General features: G+C 58.2%; 24 protein-coding genes and 1 pseudogene. 17 read left to right on the plus strand and 8 right to left on the minus strand.

Going from position 1 to position 21,582, the window contains the following annotated elements; translation table 11 throughout:
• Nucleotides 1-44 precede the first annotated feature (44 nt).
• Nucleotides 45-788, plus strand: coding sequence for a hypothetical protein (locus RY831_RS19215; RefSeq protein ID WP_326507998.1), 744 nt, complete (start codon nucleotides 45-47; stop codon nucleotides 786-788).
• A gap of 318 nt (nucleotides 789-1,106) precedes the next feature.
• Nucleotides 1,107-2,012 carry an MBL fold metallo-hydrolase gene (locus RY831_RS19220; RefSeq protein ID WP_326507999.1) on the plus strand — a complete coding sequence of 302 codons (906 nt, stop codon included), beginning with the start codon at nucleotides 1,107-1,109 and terminating at the stop codon, nucleotides 2,010-2,012.
• A 92-nt stretch (nucleotides 2,013-2,104) separates the two neighbouring features.
• Here RY831_RS19220 and RY831_RS19225 read toward each other — a convergent pair whose 3' ends face one another.
• Nucleotides 2,105-2,434 (minus strand): hypothetical protein, encoded by a 330-nt coding sequence (locus tag RY831_RS19225; protein WP_326508000.1) that lies wholly within the window; start codon nucleotides 2,432-2,434, stop codon nucleotides 2,105-2,107.
• 242 nt (nucleotides 2,435-2,676) lie between these two features.
• On the opposite strand from RY831_RS19225, the gene RY831_RS19230 reads away from it, so the two are divergent.
• The 5 genes and pseudogenes from RY831_RS19230 to fusA all read left to right on the plus strand — a co-directional run bounded on the left by RY831_RS19230 (nucleotide 2,677) and on the right by fusA (nucleotide 6,292).
• The gene (locus RY831_RS19230; RefSeq protein WP_326508001.1) at nucleotides 2,677-2,862 is read left to right on the plus strand and encodes a hypothetical protein; all 186 of its coding nucleotides are present in this window, start codon (nucleotides 2,677-2,679) and stop codon (nucleotides 2,860-2,862) included.
• A 110-nt stretch (nucleotides 2,863-2,972) separates the two neighbouring features.
• Nucleotides 2,973-3,413, plus strand: coding sequence for an MgtC/SapB family protein (locus RY831_RS19235; protein ID WP_326508002.1), 441 nt, complete (start codon nucleotides 2,973-2,975; stop codon nucleotides 3,411-3,413).
• A gap of 23 nt (nucleotides 3,414-3,436) precedes the next feature.
• Nucleotides 3,437-3,484, plus strand: a pseudogene (locus RY831_RS19240) (hypothetical protein); the annotation flags it as partial.
• Nucleotides 3,485-3,487: 3 nt separating this feature from the next.
• Complete coding sequence (locus RY831_RS19245) at nucleotides 3,488-3,763, plus strand: hypothetical protein (RefSeq protein WP_326508041.1); 276 nt, start codon at nucleotides 3,488-3,490, stop codon at nucleotides 3,761-3,763.
• A gap of 405 nt (nucleotides 3,764-4,168) precedes the next feature.
• Nucleotides 4,169-6,292, plus strand: coding sequence for an elongation factor G (gene fusA / locus RY831_RS19250; RefSeq protein ID WP_326508003.1), 2,124 nt, complete (start codon nucleotides 4,169-4,171; stop codon nucleotides 6,290-6,292).
• A 37-nt stretch (nucleotides 6,293-6,329) separates the two neighbouring features.
• Here fusA and RY831_RS19255 read toward each other — a convergent pair whose 3' ends face one another.
• Both RY831_RS19255 and RY831_RS19260 read right to left on the minus strand, forming a co-directional pair.
• Nucleotides 6,330-7,313 carry a Bug family tripartite tricarboxylate transporter substrate binding protein gene (locus tag RY831_RS19255; RefSeq protein WP_437126295.1) on the minus strand — a complete coding sequence of 328 codons (984 nt, stop codon included), beginning with the start codon at nucleotides 7,311-7,313 and terminating at the stop codon, nucleotides 6,330-6,332.
• A 107-nt stretch (nucleotides 7,314-7,420) separates the two neighbouring features.
• Nucleotides 7,421-8,215, minus strand: a complete 795-nt coding sequence (locus RY831_RS19260) for a 2-keto-4-pentenoate hydratase (protein ID WP_326508004.1) — start codon at nucleotides 8,213-8,215, stop codon at nucleotides 7,421-7,423.
• A gap of 173 nt (nucleotides 8,216-8,388) precedes the next feature.
• Between RY831_RS19260 and RY831_RS19265 the strand changes: the two genes are divergently transcribed.
• From RY831_RS19265 to RY831_RS19280, 4 genes are all read left to right on the plus strand, one after another.
• Entirely contained in the window at nucleotides 8,389-9,204 is an 816-nt protein-coding gene (locus RY831_RS19265; RefSeq protein ID WP_326508005.1) for a cysteine hydrolase family protein, read from the plus strand.
• A gap of 125 nt (nucleotides 9,205-9,329) precedes the next feature.
• Nucleotides 9,330-9,848 carry a DUF3016 domain-containing protein gene (locus tag RY831_RS19270; RefSeq protein ID WP_326508006.1) on the plus strand — a complete coding sequence of 173 codons (519 nt, stop codon included), beginning with the start codon at nucleotides 9,330-9,332 and terminating at the stop codon, nucleotides 9,846-9,848.
• 116 nt (nucleotides 9,849-9,964) lie between these two features.
• Nucleotides 9,965-10,948 carry a hypothetical protein gene (locus tag RY831_RS19275; RefSeq protein ID WP_326508007.1) on the plus strand — a complete coding sequence of 328 codons (984 nt, stop codon included), beginning with the start codon at nucleotides 9,965-9,967 and terminating at the stop codon, nucleotides 10,946-10,948.
• A 106-nt stretch (nucleotides 10,949-11,054) separates the two neighbouring features.
• Nucleotides 11,055-11,273 (plus strand): hypothetical protein, encoded by a 219-nt coding sequence (locus RY831_RS19280; RefSeq protein WP_326508008.1) that lies wholly within the window; start codon nucleotides 11,055-11,057, stop codon nucleotides 11,271-11,273.
• 14 nt (nucleotides 11,274-11,287) lie between these two features.
• Here RY831_RS19280 and corA read toward each other — a convergent pair whose 3' ends face one another.
• On the minus strand, nucleotides 11,288-12,268 hold the full coding sequence (corA, locus tag RY831_RS19285) for a magnesium/cobalt transporter CorA (RefSeq protein ID WP_326508009.1): 981 nt from the start codon (nucleotides 12,266-12,268) through the stop codon (nucleotides 11,288-11,290).
• A gap of 182 nt (nucleotides 12,269-12,450) precedes the next feature.
• On the opposite strand from corA, the gene RY831_RS19290 reads away from it, so the two are divergent.
• Nucleotides 12,451-12,660: a hypothetical protein gene (locus RY831_RS19290; RefSeq protein ID WP_326508010.1), complete on the plus strand. Its 210-nt coding sequence runs from the start codon at nucleotides 12,451-12,453 to the stop codon at nucleotides 12,658-12,660.
• Nucleotides 12,661-12,692: 32 nt separating this feature from the next.
• Here the strand turns inward: RY831_RS19290 and RY831_RS19295 are convergent, their stop codons facing one another.
• Nucleotides 12,693-12,863, minus strand: coding sequence for a hypothetical protein (locus RY831_RS19295; RefSeq protein ID WP_326508011.1), 171 nt, complete (start codon nucleotides 12,861-12,863; stop codon nucleotides 12,693-12,695).
• 183 nt (nucleotides 12,864-13,046) lie between these two features.
• The gene (locus RY831_RS19300; RefSeq protein ID WP_326508012.1) at nucleotides 13,047-13,325 is read right to left on the minus strand and encodes a hypothetical protein; all 279 of its coding nucleotides are present in this window, start codon (nucleotides 13,323-13,325) and stop codon (nucleotides 13,047-13,049) included.
• Nucleotides 13,326-13,568: 243 nt separating this feature from the next.
• Here RY831_RS19300 and RY831_RS19305 point away from each other — a divergent pair, with 243 nt between their 5' ends.
• The 3 genes from RY831_RS19305 to RY831_RS19315 all read left to right on the plus strand — a co-directional run bounded on the left by RY831_RS19305 (nucleotide 13,569) and on the right by RY831_RS19315 (nucleotide 16,612).
• The gene (locus tag RY831_RS19305; RefSeq protein ID WP_326508013.1) at nucleotides 13,569-13,865 is read left to right on the plus strand and encodes a hypothetical protein; all 297 of its coding nucleotides are present in this window, start codon (nucleotides 13,569-13,571) and stop codon (nucleotides 13,863-13,865) included.
• Between the two features lie 168 nt (nucleotides 13,866-14,033).
• Nucleotides 14,034-14,417: a response regulator gene (locus RY831_RS33265; RefSeq protein WP_367576098.1), complete on the plus strand. Its 384-nt coding sequence runs from the start codon at nucleotides 14,034-14,036 to the stop codon at nucleotides 14,415-14,417.
• A gap of 335 nt (nucleotides 14,418-14,752) precedes the next feature.
• Nucleotides 14,753-16,612: a HupA family protein gene (locus RY831_RS19315; RefSeq protein WP_326508015.1), complete on the plus strand. Its 1,860-nt coding sequence runs from the start codon at nucleotides 14,753-14,755 to the stop codon at nucleotides 16,610-16,612.
• Nucleotides 16,613-16,737: 125 nt separating this feature from the next.
• Here the strand turns inward: RY831_RS19315 and hfq are convergent, their stop codons facing one another.
• Entirely contained in the window at nucleotides 16,738-17,163 is a 426-nt protein-coding gene (hfq, locus tag RY831_RS33425) for an RNA chaperone Hfq (protein ID WP_437126294.1), read from the minus strand.
• Nucleotides 17,164-17,576: 413 nt separating this feature from the next.
• Here hfq and RY831_RS19325 point away from each other — a divergent pair, with 413 nt between their 5' ends.
• Nucleotides 17,577-18,827 (plus strand): sensor domain-containing phosphodiesterase, encoded by a 1,251-nt coding sequence (locus RY831_RS19325; RefSeq protein ID WP_326508016.1) that lies wholly within the window; start codon nucleotides 17,577-17,579, stop codon nucleotides 18,825-18,827.
• On the opposite strand, the gene RY831_RS19330 is transcribed toward RY831_RS19325, so the two are convergent.
• Entirely contained in the window at nucleotides 18,821-19,921 is a 1,101-nt protein-coding gene (locus tag RY831_RS19330) for a DUF535 family protein (protein WP_326508017.1), read from the minus strand. The two genes, RY831_RS19325 and RY831_RS19330, sit on opposite strands and share 7 nt — an antisense overlap.
• A gap of 542 nt (nucleotides 19,922-20,463) precedes the next feature.
• Here RY831_RS19330 and RY831_RS19335 point away from each other — a divergent pair.
• Nucleotides 20,464-21,552 carry a glycosyl hydrolase gene (locus RY831_RS19335; RefSeq protein WP_326508018.1) on the plus strand — a complete coding sequence of 363 codons (1,089 nt, stop codon included), beginning with the start codon at nucleotides 20,464-20,466 and terminating at the stop codon, nucleotides 21,550-21,552.
• The last annotated feature ends 30 nt before the right edge of the window (nucleotides 21,553-21,582 follow it).

The raw sequence follows: 21,582 nt of genomic DNA on the forward strand, positions 1-21,582 counted from the left end.
TCGGTGTGCATAACGCACTGCCTTAACTTTGATAGGGAGAAGAAATGAGATTATTATCGTCAGCCGTCGCCGCAACCCTGGCCTTGGCAACAGTCGCTGCCTACGCCGGCCCCAGCCATACCGGCGGGATTCAGACAAGTCATGCAAAAGGCGTCAAGGCACCGTTTGACATTCTTCATACGAAGATCACAAAGGAAGACACGACGGCCGTTTTCCATATCGCCGTCTCAGGCAAGGCTGGCAAATCCCGTCCGGCCAAGACAGGCAAGCTTGCAGGCAGCAGCGTTTTTTCCTACGTATGGCCAACCACGATGGATCCATCCGCAATAGGGTTCGAAAAAGGCACGGGCATACTTGCCTTCGCCGTGACTTCGCATCCGGATTTCGACGACACTCCGCTGTACGATGAAAATGGTGACGGCAATCTGAAAAACGACGGTGATCTCTGGCACTCGCATTGGGTTGTGCTCAAGCCAGACGAAGCCTGCGGCAAGGATGCACTCAAAGTGGTGGATATTCCGGAAGGTTCCAAACCCAAATTGCCCAAGACCTGGCCCGGCCTGCCTCTGCTGATCGATAGCCCCGGATACACCCCGGTTTTCAAGGGAAAAACCCTCGAGGTTCGGGTTCCATTCGATGATATCGGCGTCGTTTCCGAAGCGGGTTTTGACGGCGTAACAGCAGCGCTTCGTGTAAATGCGAGCGTGCACAGTCCACTGCTGTGCGTCGTGGATGTATTCAAGGTCGCCTCGGGTGCGCTGACCCTGCCGGGGAAAGTCGGCAAGTAATATCAATCCTAAGTCATTCCATGACAGACGAGATGGATGACATGGGTAGGACAGCCGGCATCTTGCCCTGTAGGCAAACCGCCTGGCTGTCCTCTACCGGCCGTTGCCATTATCTTTCTTCGAAGACTTTCAACAGCCGTCTCACACCGGCGAACTCGCTATAAGCGTCGCTGGACACGCGCGCTGCTTTCATCCTGGAGCGGAACCAAGCCCGCCGCATCGAGTCAGCAGATTTAGCTTCGCTGTATCGCGATCACTTCCGCGACAGTAACATTCGTCTGCCGAAGGAAGTATTGCGTCACCACCGGGAGACCCAAAGTGCGCATACATCACCTCAATTGCATTTCTTCCTGTCCGCTTGGCGGAAAGCTGATGGATGGCCGGACGCCGTCGGTGCTGCAGCGGGGAGAGCTGTGCTGCCATTGCCTTCTGATCGAGACCGGACAGGGATTGGTCCTGGTTGACACCGGTTACGGGTTGCAGGACGTGCTTCATCCGGCAAGCCGCTTGAGCAGTTTCTTCCTCGCCCTGCTCAGCCCCGACTTCCGGGAAGAGATGACTGCCATACGGCAGATCCAGAGACTGGGATTCAAGGCATCCGATGTACGGCATATCGTGCTGACGCATCTGGATTTCGATCATGCCGGAGGCCTCGATGACTTTCCCCAAGCGATGATCCACATGATGCAGCAGGAACGCGATCATGCAATGGCACAGAGGACATGGCTGGATCGGCAGCGCTTCCGGCCACAGCAATGGGCCAGCTGGAACCGGTGGAAAGTCTATCGGCCCGGCAGTACCGACAGATGGTACGGCTTCGAATGCGTACGCGAGCTGTCGGGATTACCGCCGGAAATTCTGCTTGTGCCGCTGCCAGGGCATACCTTCGGCCATGCCGGTATCGCGGTCCGCACCCCGGAGCGATGGCTACTGCAAGCCGGCGACGCCTATTTTTATCACCAGGAAATGAGCGCGACAGATCCTTGGTGCACCCCCGGTCTTCGCTTTTACCAGACGATGATGGAAAAGGATAGAGCCGCCCGCCTGGAAAATCAGGAACGCCTGCGCCGGCTGCGCCATGTCCATGGCGGCGATCTCGAGTTGTTCTGCTCTCATGATCCGATGGAATTCGAACGCGTGAACGGGCAATCGGTGCATGTGCCGCTCGACTCCCGGGCTCCGAGAAGGCATGCGCATGGTGGCGAAGGCATGCATGCGCATTGAATGCGCAGCTGGCCGATTCTTTGTGTCTGCGAGGGCCAGCAAGAATCGAGCACGGGTATGAAGGACCGCGCAATTCTTCGACTGCGGCGGATTCAACTCGCTTCCACGCGCGCATCGGGGTGAACGATACACGCCCTCAGCAGACTTTCCAGAAATCCGACGGCTTCCTTCACGCCGCCGCCCGTACCGGGCGGAATCAGCGTGGCCATGCCTTCATCGGATACGATACGGTCGAGTCCATACGCCAAACTGCGCGAGATTTCGCGCGCCTTCTTGCCGTCGCTGTCGTAAAGCGATTCGTACACTCCTGCTTCTTCCCACAAAGGCACGAATCCGGGACTGATTGTTCCGGAAAACACCTCGACGCGTTCCATTTGGAAATCCTCCTCGATTTCACGCATCAGTCTTATCTTGAAACTCATTTGTCTCGCTTTCTCGCAAATCGAACGGCCGCGGCAACATGAAAACCTGCATGGACACGCACGGAAGCCACCCGTTCCTTCACCCGTCCGCACCCGTCCTCACCCGCCTTCCATGGCTGTCCGGTTGCCCATGCTTCGGCGTGGGAACAAATTCAGGCAGTCATTCTCTGATCTGCATAAGAAGGGCAAATATGTAGTCGCTTACCTGCCCATCCTCCAAGTTGATTCGAAAGGACCCGATCATGCCACAAGGTGACAAGTCTTCTTACACCGACAAGCAAAAACGCCAGGCGGAACATATCGCCGAAGGTTACAAGAAGCGTGGCGTTCCGGCCGAAGAAGCCAAGCGCCGCGCATGGGCTACGGAAAACAAGATGTCCGGCGGCGGAAAGAAGTCCGGTTCGGGGCGAAAGACCTCGCAACATTGATATCGCAGCCGGCACGCTGGGCACCGAACGCGCACTGACGGCTCGTTGCCTCCGCATGTCGAAGAAATTGAAGGAGACAGTGCGTGTGGTGGGAACAGAGTTGGGCAACCTTGCAAACCGAATTTTCCGACCTGGCCGATGCGTCGGACGTGACGCGAATCTGCATCCGGTTATTTGTGGCGGCCGTCCTCGGCGGCCTGCTTGGTTACGAACGCGAATCCGTAGGCGCCGCCGCAGGCCTGCGGACCCACATGATGGTTGCGGTAGGCTCGGCGCTGTTCGTGCTCGTTCCCCTGCAGGCAGGGATGCCGCTCGAAGACATTTCCCGTGTCCTTCAAGGGGTTGCAGCGGGCATCGGCTTTCTTGGCGCAGGCGCCATCATCAAGCAAAAGGAAGTGCAGGCCATCAAGGGACTCACCACTGCCGCGGGAATCTGGCTGACCTCGGCGGTCGGCATCTCGGCGGGAATGGGCCTTGAAGTGACGGCAATTCTCAGCACCTTGTTCGCACTGCTGATTTTTTCCCTGGTCCGCTTCACCAAAGGTCAATAAGCTTATTCAATCTCGCTGCGGAGGTGCTCCTGCATTCATTGGCGGCGGCACGCCTGCACTTGTTGCGCTCGACAGTGACAAAAATCATTGCGCGGCTTGAACACGTGCTCGATACCCGCCTGTTCGATGTCATCGATGAAGGGTTTGCCCTTGCGGTCGCGTGGCCGCATACGCGTCATGTCGCAGCGAAAACGAGAGCCGCCATCGATGCGCTGGCGGCCGAAGTGCCGCAGCACCTGAGTCCGCTCACGGAGTCACGGCAGGCGTCAACGTCGAACACGCGACGGCATAGGCTGGTCGGACCTGCCGGCCTGCAAGCCATCAGCCGCCATTTGCCCCACGCAGCTTGAAGCGGCCTCAAGCTGCGTTCTGTGTCGGAACAAGCGCAGGGTCAGCTTGGGTCGCCTGTCTTCGGCGAACCTGTGCAGTTCGCCGTGTCATTACCCGGCAGGGCGCGTGAATCGATTGCGCTGGCGGAACCGGCGAAAGCTGCGAAAGCAATCATGGCTAGGAAAATACGCTTCATACAACCTCCAGGAAAATCGGGTGGTCATTCAGTATAGGCACGATAGCCATGCATGCAAGCCGCAAGTCCGGGACCGGTACGTGCTGATTTCTTTGCCCATTTCGCAAACGCCAACGATAATGGGATTTCAGCATGCATTTCTTTGCCCTACGTTGTTCCTGTTGCTTGTTGTTCCATAGCCTCATGGAGCCCAATCGCCGGGTTGAGGCATTGGGAGGAGGATTCGGCCATGCCGTACAGCACTGAAGCCATTCGCAATATCGTCCTTGCCGGACACGGCGGGTGCGGGAAGACAACACTGATCGAAGCGCTGTTGCGCACCTCGGGCATGTCTGCAGGCAATAACAGTAATAACGGCAATAACAACGATAGCGGTAATACCGACAAAGGCAGCAATGGAGTCAATGGTTGGAATGGCAGTCCCGAACGGCCCGGTCTGATATCGGGCCATGATCCGCTTGAACGCAAGTATCGGCATACCTTGTACGCGATGCCGGCCTATCTCGATTACCGGGACGCCCGCATCCATCTGCTGGACACGCCGGGCTATCCGGATTTCATCGGCCAGGCAATCAGCGTTTTCCCCGCCGCGGATACGGCGGCAATCGTCGTCGATGCGCAGCGCGGCATCGAAATGATGACGACGCGCATGATGGAGCTGGCGAAGGCACGGGCAATGTGCCGGCTGCTTGTCGTGAACAAGATCGATGCACCCGACGTTGACCTGCCTGCGCGGGTAATGCGACTTCAGGAACTGTTCGGGAGGGAATGCCTACCCATTAATCTGCCCAACGCCGCAGGTCAGGAAGTCGCCGACTGCTTCTTCCAGCGCGATGGAAAGGCGGATTTCTTCACCGTGGCCACCGCGCACAGGGCGCTGATGGACCAGGTGGTCGAAGTGGACGCTGCATTCATGGAGACGTATCTCGACCAGGGCGATATCGATCCCGAAGTGCTGCATGCGCCGTTCGAACAAGCGCTGCGCGAAGGACACCTGATACCAATCTGCTTCGTCTCCGCGCAAAGCGGTGCCGGAGTCGCGCAGCTGCTGGAGGTATTCGCCCGGCTGATGCCGAATCCCGCGGAAGGCAACCCACCGATCTTCTACCGGCAAGACCCCGAAAATCCGCATGCCAGGAAGCCGATCCGCGCAGAGCCGAACCCGGCCCGTCACGTGCTTGCACACGTCTTCAGAATCGTGGTGGATCCCTACGTCGGGAAGATCGCCATGTTCCGTATTCACCAGGGTACTGTGCGCCGCGACGGCACGCTTTACATCGGCGATCATCGCAAGCCCTTTCGCGTCTCGCACCTATACAAGCTGCAGGGACGGGAGCAGATCGAAGTGCCGCAAGGCGTACCGGGTGATATCTGTGCGGTAGCCCGTATCGAGGACATTTATTACGATGCGATCCTGCATGATGCGGCCGAGGATGCACATATCCATCTTGAACCGATCCCCCTGCCCCAGCCCATCTACGGCTTGTCGATAGAACCACGCAAGCGCGGTGACGAACAGCGACTGTGGGACCTCCTGCAAAAGCTATGCGCGGAAGATCCCTGCCTGCGCGTCGACCGCTTGATGAGCACCGGCGAAACGGTGATCTCGGGGCTTGGCGAACTGCACCTGCGCAGCGTGCTCGACCGCATTACCGAAATGCACAAGACCGATGTCATCACGCATCCGCCGAAGATCGCCTATCGGGAAACCATCGCGGCAGAGGGCGAAGGACATTACCGTCATAAGAAGCAAAGCGGCGGCGCCGGCCAGTTTGGCGAAGTGTTTCTCAAGGTAGAGCCGCTGCCAAGGGGCTCGGGTTTCGAGTTCGTCGATGCGGTCAAGGGCGGGGTCATCCCCCGGCAGTTCCTTCCTGCGGTCGAAAAAGGCGTGCTGCAGGCGATGGAAAGCGGAACGGTGGCCGGCTTCCCGATGCAGGATATACGCGTCATCGTCCACGACGGCAAGGCCCATCCAGTCGATTCCAAGGAAATCGCATTCATCGTGGCAGGCCGCAAGGCCTTCCGGGATGCGGTGCAAAAAGCCCGTCCCGTGCTGCTGGAGCCGGTAGTCAGCATCGAGGTGTCGGCGCCGGAAGACAGCATGGGCGATGTCACCGCCGATCTTTCCATGCGCCGGGGCCAGATCAGCGGAATGCGCAAGGGTCACGGCGACAGCGCGCTGGTGAGCGGATTGATTCCTCTATCCGAACTCAATGGCTACCAGTCCCGCCTGCACTCGTCGACTGCCGGCGGCGGCAGCTATACCATCAGCTTCAGTCACTATGATGCAGTGCCGCCGGCCATGCAGCAGCGCATGGCCGGTCAGTACAAGGAAACGGCGGACGAGGCATGATGTTTCGTCCATGCCGCATCGGTGAAGCCATGCGGATTCACTCGATCGTCACGCCGGCCTGCTTCACGATGTCCTTCATGCTGCGGTAATCACCCTGCAGCAGCGCCGAGAATTTTTCCGGCGACATGGCTTGCGGCTCCGCGCCCTGGGCATGAATGGCCTTCTTCATGTCAGGCGTGTCAAGCAAGCGGTTGACTTCCCCGTTAAGGCGCACGACGACATCCTTCGGCGCGCCCGCCGGCAGGAACACCCCATACCAGGTACTGACATCGAAGCCCTTGTAGCCCGATTCCGACACCGTCGGCACGTCCGGCAGCGAGGTGCTGCGCGCGGCGGAAGTCACGGCCAGCGCCCTGAGCTTGCCGGACCGGATCTGGCTTAGCGCCGATGGCACGGAAGACAGCGCCAGATCCAGCGTGCCGCCCATGACGTCCGTCATTGCCGCGCTCGATCCCTTGTAAGGCACATGCACCAGCTTGATGCCTGCCACATTGTTGAGCGCCTCGCCGGCGAGATGAATGGTCGTGCCGTTTCCAGGAGAGCCATAGGGAATCGTTCCTGGCGCGCTGCGCGCCGCATTCACGACGTCGGCCAGCGTCTTGAATCGTGAATTGGCCGAGGTAACGATCACGACTGGCGTGTAGGCCACGTGTGCCACGGGCGTCAGATCGCGTGTCGGATCGTAGGCCAGGTTTTTGTAGAGCCATGGGGCGACGGCCATATTGTCCTTCTGCCCCATCACCATGGTGTATCCATTGGGCCTTGCCTTGGCGGCTTCGGCGATGCCGATGGTGCCGCCGGCGCCGGGCCGATTCTCCGCAACGACGGTCCATTTGTTGGTCTCGGCAAGCTTGTTCGATACCAGGCGCGAGAGGATGTCCGTGCCGCCACCCGGCGGAAACGGTATGACCATCCGGATGGGTGCGGTGGGCCAGGCCTGGGCCTGCTGCGCATGGGCTTGCGCCATGAGGGCGCCGCACGACAGAACCGCGGCGGCAATGGTTTTGCAAAGGGAAGACATGGATGATTTGGAGTTGGTCGGGCAATGCATGTTGCGAATTTGAAAGGCCCGCTTGTGCGCGAGCGTGGTTGGTTGATTCGACATTATAGGGTTCATGTATCGTTCGTTCAGACAGCGCCTGCTGCGGTGATGCGGACGTCAATTCGACTATCCTCGCCGAACGTCACCAGGATCCGGTCTCCCACCTTGACCGGATGTATGCCGGTGGTGGCGCCCGTGGAGACCCATTCGCCGGCATTGAGCGTGCGGCCGCGCGCTTTCAAGGCGTTCACGAGAAACAGAACGGCGGCAAGCGGCCCGCCCGGTACCCTCGTTGCACCGCCGTTGCCGACGCTTGCGCCATTGACGAAGGTTTCCGACACGGCCGAGGCCGGGTCGGAAAGCGACTCCATGGGCAATTGCGGTCCTATCACCATGCCGGCGTTATTGCCGAAATCGGACGCGACGGCGCCCGGACCAAGCGCGCTGAGGCTCGCCAGCGGACTTCCAGCGAGTTCGATTGCCGCGTGCACACTTTCCACATACGGCAGCAGATCCGACGAATCGAGGAAGGCAGCCTCCAGTGGGATCGTTCTGGCGATGCGCAGCGCAAACTCCGCCTCGACCGCCGCATATCCTCCATCGATGATCGGAATGCCTAGTTCCTCGCGTTCGAAATTCCAAACGGATTTGGCAAACACCGGTCCAACGACGCGTTCGGCAGGATAAGTTTCGCGCCACGTCGGCTGAATCATGGCCACTTTCCAGCCGGCCACCTTATCTGGCCAGGCATCTATGCTCATGTCCTGTATGGCATAGGCGCTTCCCAGGTCCGGCGGAACCGTTGCGCCGGGGTAGGCCTGCAATGGCCGGCCTTCAAGGCGAGCCTGCCTGAAGCCTGCCGAAATGTCTTGTGGTGTCATGCTGAACTCCAGTGTTGTTTGTCCGGCCGGGAAGTACGAAATGGCAAGTGGCAAGTGTAACGGCCATCGCCCGTTCCTGCAGGCGATGCCATGCCATCCGTGCCGAATGCGTGCACAATGCGTATATCAACAACGCGCGGTCTATGCCGACTTCGATTGCCATGAAGGGAAACATGAATATCAAGCTGCTTGTCATCGATCCCCAAAATGATTTTTGCGACATACCCGGAGCCGCCCTGCCGGTGCCCGGCGCCGATGCGGACATGGCACGCCTTGCTGCATTCATCGGGAAACACGGGGGCCGGCTATCCGGGATTACGGTGACGCTCGACTCGCATGCCAGCGTCGCCGTCGAACGCACCAGCTTCTGGAAAACGGGCGACGGCAGCGACATGCCCGCCTTTACCGAGGTAAGTGCCGCGGATGTGCGTGAACGCCGGTTTTTGCCGCGTGATGAAGGCTTGACCGACCAGGTATTGCGCATGCTGGACAAGCTCGAAGCAGGCAAGCGTTACAAGCTCATGGTATGGCCAATACATTGCGTGACCGGAACCTGGGGCCACAACATTCACGCCGCCGTGGCGGAAAGCCTCGCCGGGTGGGAATTCCTGCATCAGCGGTCGGTACGCAAGGTGCTCAAGGGCGAATATCTGCTATCGGAACACTACGGGGTTTTCGAGGCCGAAGTGCCGTTCGAGGACGAGGAAAGCACGCAGTTCAATCACAGGCTGGCTGCTTCCCTTCTCAGGGATACCGACCTGCTCCTGGTGGCAGGCGAGGCCTCGAGCCATTGCGTCAGCGCGAGCGTGGAACAGCTGCTGCGTTTCGCCGGAAAACAGCAGGAGCCTCCTCCGCGCATGGTGCTGCTGAGCGACTGCATGAGCCCGGTCTCCGGGTTCGAGGCGGGCGAACGCGCATTCTTCGAGCATGCCGAGGCACACGGCGTGCTGCGCATGCCGGTGGAGGCTGCAGCCGAATTGCTCCGATAGACGGCGCGATTGCGAGACTCCTAGACTCTGAAATTCCGAGACTGCACAGAACGGAATACCGTGCATGGCGTCCAATCGTTCCCAGTTTGCATGCCAATGATCAGATCCTGTCCCGGGGCCCAGCAATGCCATACTTTTCGAAGCGTCTTGTCCTGTTGCTGGCCCTGGCCGGCACCATGCCGGCCGCGAGCGCGGCGAGTGCAATCGCAAGCGCCGGCGAAACGAAGATCACCTTCATCGAGCCGGAAAACTTCACCGATGCAAGGCTTGGCCGGGCTTCCGGCGGCGCGGATGCCATCGTTCTTGCCACGCTCGAACGGCATTTGCAGCAGCTCGCCAGCCGCTGCCTGCCAGCCGGACGATCGCTCGACATCCGCATTCATGATATCGATCTGGCTGGCCGGGTCGAATGGTGGCATGGTTCATCGGGCCAGACGCGGGTCATGAATGACGTCACCTGGCCCCGCATCAAGCTGACGTACGCGGTGCAGGAAGATGGGCAGACAGGTCGCGACACACTCCACGAACTGAGCAATATGGCCTATCTTTCCGAAAGCCCGTTTCTTCGCGCCGAAAGCATGCCACTGCCCTATGAACGTTCGATGCTGGGCCAGTGGTTCGAACAGCAATTCTGCAACAAGTGATGTAGTTGCCGGATACAAATACTGTATATCTATACATACCCCCTGTTCAGTCGGTAAAATCCACTCCGGCTGAATCTGAAACCGCGATGACTGGTTGCACGTCAGGCAAACAGCATATGGGCAACATTGACAACAGATCCGCGTACGGCGATTTCACGCAACGCCGGATCGGCATGACGGGACGCCTGACGGCGTCCCGTCTTTTGGGAAGCGTGATGAAGCGAAGGAAAAATTTCCAGCATCCTGATCAGCTGGAGCTGGGACTGCTGTTTGAAGGCGGTGGAAATAATGCGATGGGGACCTCGGCCGGCGACGATCGACCTGGGACCGGAACAGGATCGGAGACTGACGTAGCGGCAGGGCCGGAGTCCGTCGAGCCGCAGACACAAGACCAGCGTGACAAGCAGGACAAGCAGCGGAGGCCTCGCAGAAAGCGTAACGTGCAAAACGAAGGCGAACCCGAATTCGCGCTCATGCGTGAATTCGCGTGGCAGGCATCTGCGCCGGCATCCCTGCCGGGATTACTGCCGGATCCCGCCGAGGCCGCGTCGGAAACAGAATCAGCGGCCGGGATGGAATTGATCCCTGAATTCGCAGCGCATGGGCCTGATTCGTCCCAACCCGACGAAAACCCGGAACCCGGGATACAGGAGCCCCGGCTCTGGTCCGACGAAACTTGGACGGTGCGCATCATCACACACGAGGCAGGCAGCGGATGGGCAGCCGAAATTCACCGAACTGGCGAGTCCGAACCGGTTCTGGTGTGTCCCTGGGAAGTCGATCGCGAAAAGAATCCCAGACCGCTGGACGGCTCCGCGTTCGACATGCTCGTCAAGACCGCGATCGATATGCGCCGCAGGCAGGAGCGTCAGCTGCAAGCGATGCTTCACAAAAGCGTGACGGTACAAACCCGATCAGCCCTCATCACCGTGACCCTCGATATCGTGCCGGATGAGGACGATTCGCATGCACTGCTCGCTGCCACCGACGACACAGGAACTCAGCTTGCGGAAGTGCGCGTCGCTCCCGGCTTCAAGCTGAGCCAGCGTGTCGCATCGGCTTGGGTAGACAGCGGTTACCGGAAAATCCAACGGGTTTGATCTGGGTTCAATACGGGTTCTTTGCGAAATCCGGTTGAATTATCAAGCGACATACCTAACACTGCACATGGGTAAGTTCAGCTTTCATTGATTCCGGGAGAATGCCATGAACAACGCGAAGCCGCAGCTTTCTGAGAACGACATCCTGCTGTTGAATGCCGCGTCAGACCTTGCGAGAGCACAATTGAAACGTGCTGTCGCCATTGTCGGCGAAGTGACGGGACGTGAAAACAATGAGGTCGATACGTCCCTGGTGGGCGCCATGGTGCAGGTACTCGCGGCAAATTATGCGGTCCTGGCCGTCGGCCGCTCACCTTCGGATTAGCCGCACTGATTTCGTTACAGCCATCCTGCTTTCCTGAAGCGGCGATGCAGTGCGAGACATCCGACCACGATGATGCTCAACACGGCAGGATACCCCCATTTCCATTCCAGTTCAGGCATGAACTTGAAGTTCATGCCATACAGGCTGAACAGCATGGTCGGCACCGCGAGGATGGCGCCCCATCCTGCCAGCCGCTTTACGACTTCATTCTGGCGGATCGTGACCTGCGCAAGGGCGACCTGCATCGCGGCATTGATCATTTCCTGCATCCGGTCGCTGGTCTGAGTGATGCGTGCGACATGATCGAGCACGTCGCGAAAATACACGCGAATATCCTTGGGAATGATCTCGCCATGAAAGCGCAGCAGCCGCGTACACATATCCACAAGGGGTGATGCCGCTGCCTGGAGCACCAGGAGCCTGTTCTTGAGACGATAGAAATCCGGAAGGCTGTCCTTCTGGGAGCCGGGAGTGAAGAGTTCCTCTTCATCGCGCCGGAACTGGTGCTGCAGGAAATCGAGTGCCGGCTGATACTGGTCGACGACAAAATCAACAATCGAGTAAAGCACGAACCCGGGGCCCTTCGCGAGCCGCTCGGGCATCTTCTCGCAATGTTCGCGCACCGCCGTGTATCCGGCCGACGATCCATGTCGTACCGTCAGGACGAAACGGGGACCGATAAAGATGTGTGTTTCGCCGATCTCGATCGCATCTGCCACGAGATGAACGGTATGCAGCACCATGAAAAGGGTTTCGCCGTACTCTTCCAGTTTCGGCCGTTGATGTGCATTCCTGGCGTCCTCGATCGCGAGTTCATGCAAATTGAACTCTTCCTTCATTTTCAAGAGAAGCGCATCGTCCGGTTCGAGCAGGCCGACCCAGACGAACGTATCGTCTTCAAGCAGGACATCGCTGATCTCCTCGATGTGGATATCGCCCAGCTTGAGGCCGTTCCGGTATGCGGTGCAATTGACGACCGGGTTTTGCTGATTCATTTTTATTCTGGCATGTTTGCAAATGGAGGCTCAGGCGACCTCGACTTTCAATGGGGCATTGTATTCCATCCCGAGTTGTTGCCGAGCATCGCGCCACAGCAACCTAACCTGAAGTTGAGAAGTATCATCCCCTCTTCGGGCCGGATTCTTCAGCGAAGTTACTACATGACAGAATCCAGATCATGCGACTGTTGACCGAACTCAATCCGCGAGCAATGGAAGATTTAGGAAATGGAACGGCAGGAGTAGAAGATCGCGGTAAGAAACGTTTCAGCCTCGAGTTTTACGCGACGGAGCTGGCCACAGCAGTGGCTATCTTCATTCCTGACCTTCGTAGTAACAGAATCGGCCAGGAGGCGACCGTGCGCTTCAACGCAGGCCAAGCCATGTGAAGCACACAGAAAAGAACGCTACTACGAAGACATCAAGCGGTCTTGCTGCTCGACTGCTCGGTGTTGCTGCTCGATACGGTGCTTGCCTGTTTCGGCTGGTCAGTGCGGGTCTTGCCCGGAGCAACACGCTTCGTGTTCTTGAATTCGCTGTATTTGGTACCGGCTTTGTCTGCGGGATATTTGTTTTTCAAATTTTTGGCCATGAAGTTTCCTTTAAAAAATGGTTGGTTGCGGCGTGGACTTGTTTTACGTTAAAGCCCTTAGTGTTCAACAAGGCCGCGAAGGTTTCATGGTTGGCATCGCTGGGACCGGCTTTTTTCAAAACGTCGCGTTCGCTTCGATTGATCGAATGCAACAACCGGCTTCCAGCGCTGGCCAGAGTGCGATTATTTGTCCCGGGCCGGAGTCACGTCGATGTTTGGGACTTCGACCGTACGCTCTTCCGTCTTAACGGTTGGCACATCAACTGTCTTTTCCTCCTTGCGCACGTCGACTTCCGGTGTCTTCACGTCGTATTCCGGCAGCTTGAGATTTCCCTGCTTTGTCTTGTCGATCTCGTAATTCGGCAAAGTGACATCGCCTTGTTCGGTCTTGCGAACATCACATGCGCTCAGCGCCAATGCAAACGAAGACATCATCGCGATTGTGAGGGTTTTCTTCAGCATAGCGTGCTCCTTTGATGTTGTTGAGGTTGTGCTCTCTGCATAAGTCCGACTTTATGTTCGGCACAAAGTTGTTGTCTTTTTGTTATTTACGGTAAGCATCGTGACCAATTGTTAACGTCCTCTCGTTAATTAATTTTATTGAAACGTTTATTTACACATTCCATGTTTAATGATGAACGATCTATCAGCCTCCTTGCCTACCTGGTACTTCAAACACGATTAAACACATTCAGGAGGATGCCTATGAAGAAGACTCTGTTCGCCATTCTTGCACTGTCCACCGCAGCAGCTTTTGCCCAGGGTACCCCGGCCGAGGTCAAGGCTCAGGGCAAGGTAGACCAGGAAACGATCAAGGCTCACGAGCGCGTCAACAAGGCTCTTAACAAGGAAGCCCAGACTAATATCGAAGCCGACGCCGAGGCCGACAAGAAAAAATTGAAGGCGCACCAGAAAACACAGAAGGAGGTCCACGAGGCAGCCTCCGATGTGGCGAAGGCGCAGAACAAGGCCGAAATCAAAGCCGCCAAGGAAGCACGCTAATACTGCGCACCGCGCTGTATAAACTCCGAGGCCCCCACTGCAGGCGCCTCGGCCCCTCCAACCCCGGTTCAACGGGCACGCCGCCCGCGCGCACTCCATGCATGCGCGCAGACCTGGCACCGCCGCAGTAAAACGCGCGTATGCTCAAGCCGCCTTTCCTACTTCCCCATGCAAAATGAAAATAAAAAGCTCGTTGCATTGGTCGTCGAGGACAACCAGGACTTTGCCCAACTCGTCTGCGACATTCTTCACATTCAGGGCTGCACCTCTCATGTCGCGTACCGTGCGGAGGCAGCCCTGGCCGCCGCGGAAAAAATCAGGCCCGACATTATCTTCTGCGATCTCGGACTGCCCGGAGAAATGAACGGACTGGACTTTGCCCGCCATATGCGGGCCGACGCCGCGCTGCGTTATATCTCGCTGGTTGCCATCACCGGGTACACCAGCGAGCAGGATAGAACGGCTGCAATCGAAGCCGGATTCAACATGGTTTTTCCCAAGCCATTCAAGTTTGCCGATCTGATGAATGCCATTTCCCGGTATGCGCGGTGACAGCAGCGCATAGGTGATATCCGCATTCCAGGCTTCATGCATCGACGACGGGCCTGCCAGTCGGCCTTGCGCGCAACCATGCACAACGCATCATGACAAATATGTTGTAGCAGTTTTGCCACGGGATGGAACTGATTGACCACTGTCAAATATTAAATAATTGGCAATAGTAAAGTGGTTAAAATTTTCTCAGGGAGCAGCTCTTGAAATCGATTCGCCAACGGCGTGTGCCGGGCCTCGTCTTGTTAATGATCAGCGGACTGAGTGGATGCGGAGGAGCGGGGCCTGACTCCGCTCGGCAAACCTCCTCGTCCACGATGGCGCCGGAAACATTTGTGGAAAGCTGGACCAAGTGTGCGGACGAGTACGGCACCTGCAGTGTGCCTGGTACCACCCAGGTACGCTACGGCTTGAACGGCACTTATGCAAGCCTGCAGGCCAGCGGTTCCATCGCGTGCACCAATGAAGTATTCGGCGACCCGTTGCCCGGCGCCGACAAGATCTGCGAATACCAGACTCTCACGCCGTCGCCAGCCCCGGCTCCATCGCCCACGCCTACACCTACGCCTACGCCGTCTCCAGCACCTTCGCCGGCTCCCGAGCCGGCCCCCGCACCGACCGTATGGACCAAATGCGCGGATGAATACGGCACCTGCCAGTTCACGGGAACCACGGAAGTGCGCTATGGCTTGAACGGCACTTATGCAGTGCGTACCGCTACCGAAAGCATCAGTTGCAGCAATGAAGTGTTCGGAGACCCCCTGCCGGGTGCGGACAAGATCTGCGAATATGCCTCAACATCACCCACGCCGACACCTTCGCCATCGCCATCGCCATCGCCGACGCCTGCACCTGCACCTGCACCTGCACCTTCCCCCGGATTACCCGCTCCTGTGCCGTCGTCCGTACCAATGACCATGTCGTGCATAGGCGGACCGGCCGTCCAGTGCAGCGGCTCGAGCGTGATAAGGATGGACAACGGCGTCGCGCTGTCAGGTTCAGGAGTCCAGGCCTATGGCAAGTCAACCAGCGATCTGGTCAAGCCATATACCAATCCTTCTGGCGCATACGGGCTGGCACCCGCCTCAGGCGGCACGGCCGAGATCCGCGTCAGCAAGGCCGGAGACGGCAGGATCTCCGCGCCTGCCGTCCTGCTGAGCAATCTTGGAATTTCCTGGGACGGCAAGGTGGAGCGGCCGATCATCATCGAAACCTTCAATCCCACTGCCGGACGCGTTTCACGCGATGCCGGCGGTGCGCTGGTATTCGGATCGCTACCCCCCAGCTCCGATCTCGGCTACTACGATTTCGGCACCAAGGGCCCGGCCGGCACCCAGCTCAACTATGCGAACAACCGCTACTTCCCTCGCAGCGGCAATCCTTCGCGCTGCGCGCCGGACATGAATCCGTGCCCGACTACCGAGACCAGCGGCGTTCAGTTCAAGGCGGGCGGCTGGCGCGCAGGCGGAATCGAGCCCGACATCACCACCGCGAGCCGCCTGCACGGTGACGGCGATGTGCATTCAGGTGACGGACCGCCCGACGCGAACGGCAATCCGACGATCCTGCCGGGCGGAAGCGGCCCCGGCGTGCCGTTCCCCGGTTCCAAGGGCTATCGGTACTTATCCAACTGGGGCTATCAATACGGAAACCTCGCCGCATGGGTGACGCAGGATACGGTCGACATCGTCGAGTGGACCGGCGGCCCCGGACCTGACGAGCACAACCAGAGCCGCAGCGGCATGGTCGCTTATGGAGACGTGACCGATCCTGCGTCCGTACCCGCGACGGGATCGGCGACCTATTACGGATTCGCCTATGGCTGGTATGCGCCGAATGCGTCTTCGGAGGCAGCGTTCTACTATGGACTCGCAACGGTGAGCGTCAATTTCAGCACGCGTCAGACAACCATATCCATCCAGAACACGCAGACCTACGATGCGGCGGCCACTCCGGTGCCTGCGACCATCAGCGCGGTCACTTACATGGGCGCAAGCGGCAGCAATGTCGCAAATTATCTGACCGGGTCGACAAACAACGGAACGATGAGTGGCGGAGTCAGCGGACGTTATTTCGGACCAGTGGCTCCGGGCGGCATGAGCGGCGCAAGCCCGGCTGAAATGGGCGGCGCATACACACTTTCAAACAGCGGCGGCGCTACCGTTGTCGGAGGCTTTCTCGCGCGGCGGCAATAAGACTCGCGCAGGGGAAGGGTATTTCCCCGGGCGCTTCCCCAGGCTGCCGGACGCTAACGGCCAGCAGCCTGGGCCTGCAGTCATGGCAGTAATGCCAGTTCCGGCAGTTGCGACAGTTGCGACAGTTATTCGTCGGGCTTGACCAGTCGGCGCATTGGCTTGCGCCTGATAACCGGCACAGGGGAAGACGACGCAGCCCCGGCGCCTCCTTCACCGCGCTGAACAATGGCTTCGGTCGGTCGGGTCTTGGGCCGGATGCTGTCCTTCGGCGCCGGCATCATGGTCGCCACCGTATGCTTGTAGACAAGCTGCAGGTTTTGTCCCTGCCTGAGGAGAATGGAATGCTGATCGAATGATTCGAGCACGCCAAACTGTTTCATTCCATTCATCAGGTAGATCACGATCGACATGCGCCGTTTGCGCAAGTCATTCAGATAAGGGCCCTGCAAGCCGTCTTTTTTACCGCTGTCCATAATGTCTAATAAGTTGGGTCGGAATGGTGCTTTCGTGCAGCCGTGGAAGCAAATGCCGTGCGCCGGGTATCCATGCATATCGGATGAGGCATCTCTGCCGGCGTCTTTGGCGCTAACGCCAGATTCTGCGCTTCGATCGGTTCGCTACGCATGTTATAAACCCATTCATCCGGAAGTGGCAGGACTTTACATCCTTTTTTGCCAAAAGGCTCAACAATGCCATATCCCACTGTACAGGACCAGCCCTGTTTAAACCCCATGCTCCGGAAAAAGGCTCCAATGTAATCAATTGGCGCGCCTGGCGTCTGCTTTTATTTTTGGATAACAAGCATTCAGTCAGAAAATAACATCCCTGTTGCCTGCAGGGTAAATGACGAAACATGTAAAACGCGTTTTGCCGACCACGAAACCACGCTGTTACAGCCGGGACCAAGAAAGAACCTTTCCCCGCCTTCGGGCTCTCAATCGGGTTGAAACAAGGGAGAATTCAATTGTCATTGTCAGAACTGCTGCTCGACGGCGTGACATCGGAAAACAAGCCGTATCAGGCTTCCTTGTCGCAGATGCTCGCGGCAATCCGGCGGCATCTGAAAATGGATGTGGCCTTCATCTCCGAATTTTCCGGGGGAAAACGGGTATTCCGCCAGGTTGACCCGCAGACGCCGGACAATCCGGTGCAGCCCGGCGCGGGTGATCCGCTGGAAGAATCTTTCTGCCAGCGTGTTGTCGACGGCCGGCTGCCGGAGCTTATTCCCGATGCGTGGCTCAACCCGGTCGCCGCGGCATTGCCACCGACCCATGCGCTCCCGGTGGGCGCGCACCTGAGCGTCCCGATCCAGATGCAGGACGGCAGCATCTACGGGACGTTCTGCTGCTTCAACCACGGGGCGGACAATACGCTCGACCAGCGGGATCTCAGCATGATGCGCGTATTCGCCGATGTCGCCGGCGAATTGATCGAGCGCGAACGCAGGCAGACGCGGCGTCGCGAAGAAATCACATCGCGGCTGCAGGCGGCCTTGCACGACGATGGACTCTCCGTCGTGTATCAGCCCATCTATGACCTCGTGCAGCACAAGGTGGTCGGCTTCGAAGCCTTGTCTCGATTTATCGCCGTGCCTGAACGCTCGCCCGATGTCTGGTTCAGCGAAGCCAATGAAATCGGCCTCGGCGGAGAACTCGAGGCGCGCGCGGTGCGCATGGGGCTGCAGGGCCTGACAGACCTGCCGGCCGACATTTATGTTTCTGTCAACATGTCGCCCGAGCACATACTCGAAGGGACCATCGACCAGCTTTTCCAGGGAAAGTCGCTGCATCGGGTTATGCTGGAAATCACCGAGCACGCCGTGGTCGAGCACTATGACGAACTGGTCAGGAAAATACGTCCGTACCGAGAACGCGGCCTGAAGGTGGCGGTGGATGACGCCGGAGCCGGTTATTCCAGCTTCCGCCATATCCTTCATTTGATGCCGGACCGGATCAAGCTTGATATGAGCCTGACACGCAATATCGACACCGACATGTCGCGTCGCGCTTTAGCCGCCGCTTTCTCCCGCTTTTCTGAGGAAACCGGCTCGGCTATCGTCGCAGAAGGCGTCGAGACCGCCGCGGAGATGCATGCCTTGCAGTCGCTTGGGGTAACCCGGATTCAGGGTTTCTATATTGGACGTCCGCTGGCGCTCCCTGCCGCAGTCCAGTTATGCTCGGGCTCAGCGGATAACGGCATGGGCAAGCTTCATTGATCCGTACGCGGCTCGATTGGCTGTTCCAAGTGCATGCCAGGCGCAATCAGCTTCTGATGGAAGGCCTTCGCCACGTCGCTGGAAAAGGCGTCAAGGAAATCCCGCTTCTTCTGTACCTGCTTGCGGTACTTGCGATCGATGGACAATAGCGGCTTCTGCGGCAAGGGAAACGGGAGAAAGAACATGCCGCTGTCCAATACCGAGGCGCCCATTCCGGCCCAGAACTCGTCGTATCTGAACTGGAATTTCTTTTCAGCGCATGGTTGCGCATCCTGCGAAATGCCGACGATACCGACGGTTCCCAGCGCTGCCGCAATCGCGGCAGCGGCTTGAGTCAGCAAAGTGCTCGGATGCGACTTATGGAAGGTTTTCGTGATCGCTTTAATCTGTTCGTGACTGCCCGCACGCCCCTGTAGGCAGCCGATCAATGTCACCTGCGCATCGTTGGCAATTCCAAAGACCTTGCCTGGTGCGATGGTAAATGCCAGCTTGTAGATCGGGGTTCCATCCAGGCAAAGGAACAAGGCAAGATCCCCTTCCTGGTCATGCTGTTCATGAGGGCCATCGAAGGAGTGTGGAAAGGACAGATTTACGCTGATGCTGCCTTCGTCCATCCGCGCCTCCCACAAGGGAATCGCTTCGTCGAATATCGCTGCGAAGAATGTCTCAGGCACGCGCGTTGAAAGAAAGCGGTAGTGGTTCGCCATCACCTCCATGCGTGTCTTGACCGGGAAATGCAGTGACAAGTAATTGCGAAGGTACTTATATTCAATTGAGGGATAGCGTTCTTTCAAAAGCCTCGGGCCTGGATGATTGAAAATCCGGGCAATCTGTATCTGGCCCCTGATGCGTGGCAGGAGCGGCAGGACCCGGTATCGCAGCGCGAAGCCGATTGAACCGAGCAGGCCACGTTCACCCCGATGTGCCAGAAGCCTCGTGGCTGCCCTCGTCATTGACGAGGCGAATTGTGCCAATGCCGTCTTGTTGCCGGCCGATCCCACCGGTTGAATCTGCTGTCTTGCGTCCATAGCTGATGGTGATGATTGGTTGATTGCGAAGACGACACCCGGATCGTCTGACCGACTCGATTCCACGCCAGACCTGCAGCTAGATTAACCATGCCTCTCCGTGATGAAAATGACATTCGTCACAAATTCCGTCAAAGGGCATCGCAATCGGCATGATCTCGCATTCTTACTTATTTAGAACAACAGCTTTAAGAATAGAAGAAGAACAGAAGAACGAAACACTGTAATTAAATGTTTCCGCAAGGAACGATTGATATGCCTGCTTTCTCTTATACTCTCTACGGAAACCGGGCAGACGGAGGCGACTCTGCTGTCTTTACAAATTGATCATGTCGTCTTCTCACTCTAATCGCTTAAGCTGCATGTCGCTTGCTACTACCTGTGTCGCCCTGTTGTTATCCGCATGCGGCGGAGGTGATGATTCAACTTCAGCCGCTCTTGCTGGCGATGCCGCGACGAGCCAGACCAGCTTGCAGGCGGCGCGCAAGAAGGTGACCTCGCCTGCACCCGCTCCAGCACCCACACCTGCCCCCGCTCCCTCCCCAACGCCTGCACCAGCACCCACGCCCGCTCCTTCAGGACGAATTGTCGGCCCGGAGTTTTTCGGCATGCACGTCGCGGCCCAGCGTCACGAAGGCTGGCCGACCGTGAAGTTCGGCACGCAGCGCCTCTGGGATTCCTGGCCGGGTGTCGCATGGATCGATATTCACAAAGGCATCGGTTCATACAACTGGTCGGAACTCGACGCTCAGGTGGCCGATTCGCTGGCGCATGGCGTGGAACTGGTCTATACCTTCGGCTATGTCCCGGCATGGGCTTCAACCAATCCGAGTGGAGCCTGCGACGGCGCGACTCCCGGTTCCTGCTATGCGCCCAATCCGCAGGCTTGGCAGGACTTCGTCAAGGCCATCACCACGCGTTACCAGGGCAAGATCAAATACTGGGAGCTGTGGAACGAACCGAACGCCGGCAATTTCTGGAAAGGCTCTAATGCGCAGCTGGTGGCGATGGCCAAAGATGCCTATTCCATCATCCGCGCCAACGGTGGGACGGTACTCTCACCCGCGCCGCAGGGCACCAGCTCGGCTGCCTGGCTGGATGCCTACTTCGGCGCTGGCGGCGCTGCCTATGCGGACGTAGTGAGCTTCCATGGTTATCTCTATGGTCCGCCGGAAACACTGAATCTACTGGTAGCCAACCTGCGCACCGTGAAAGACAAGCATGGTATCGGCGCCAAACCGACCTGGGACACGGAGCACAGTTGGGGCAATACCAGCTGGCCAATGGGCGCCGACGAGGACCAGCAGGCCGCGTGGCTAGCGCGCTACCAGGTGCTGAGCTTCTTCCACGGAATCGAGCGTTCATTCTGGTATGGATGGGAGCACTTCTCTTGGGGAACGCTGTTTGACCGCAATACCGACATCATCAAAAAGCCCGGCATTGCATATCGCGAAGTCTACAACTGGATGATCGGCGCGGGCTTCAGCCCTTGCCAGGTTACCGGCAGCCTCTATCAGTGCAAGCTGACGCGCGCCAACGGCTACGAAGCGCAGATCGTATGGAGTGCAAGCGGACAAACCAGCTACACGGTCCCGGCCGGGTACGTACGCTTGAAAACGATTGACGGTACGGCTTCGACTGTTCAGCCTGGACAGGTTATCGCTGCCGGCATGAAGCCCGTGCTGATAGAAAAGTAGTATTAATTCGACGGCGCTATTGCAGCATTG

Origin of the sequence: Noviherbaspirillum album (assembly GCF_035916955.1) — a bacterium.
Taxonomy (GTDB): Bacteria; Pseudomonadota; Gammaproteobacteria; order Burkholderiales; family Burkholderiaceae_D; genus Noviherbaspirillum; species Noviherbaspirillum album.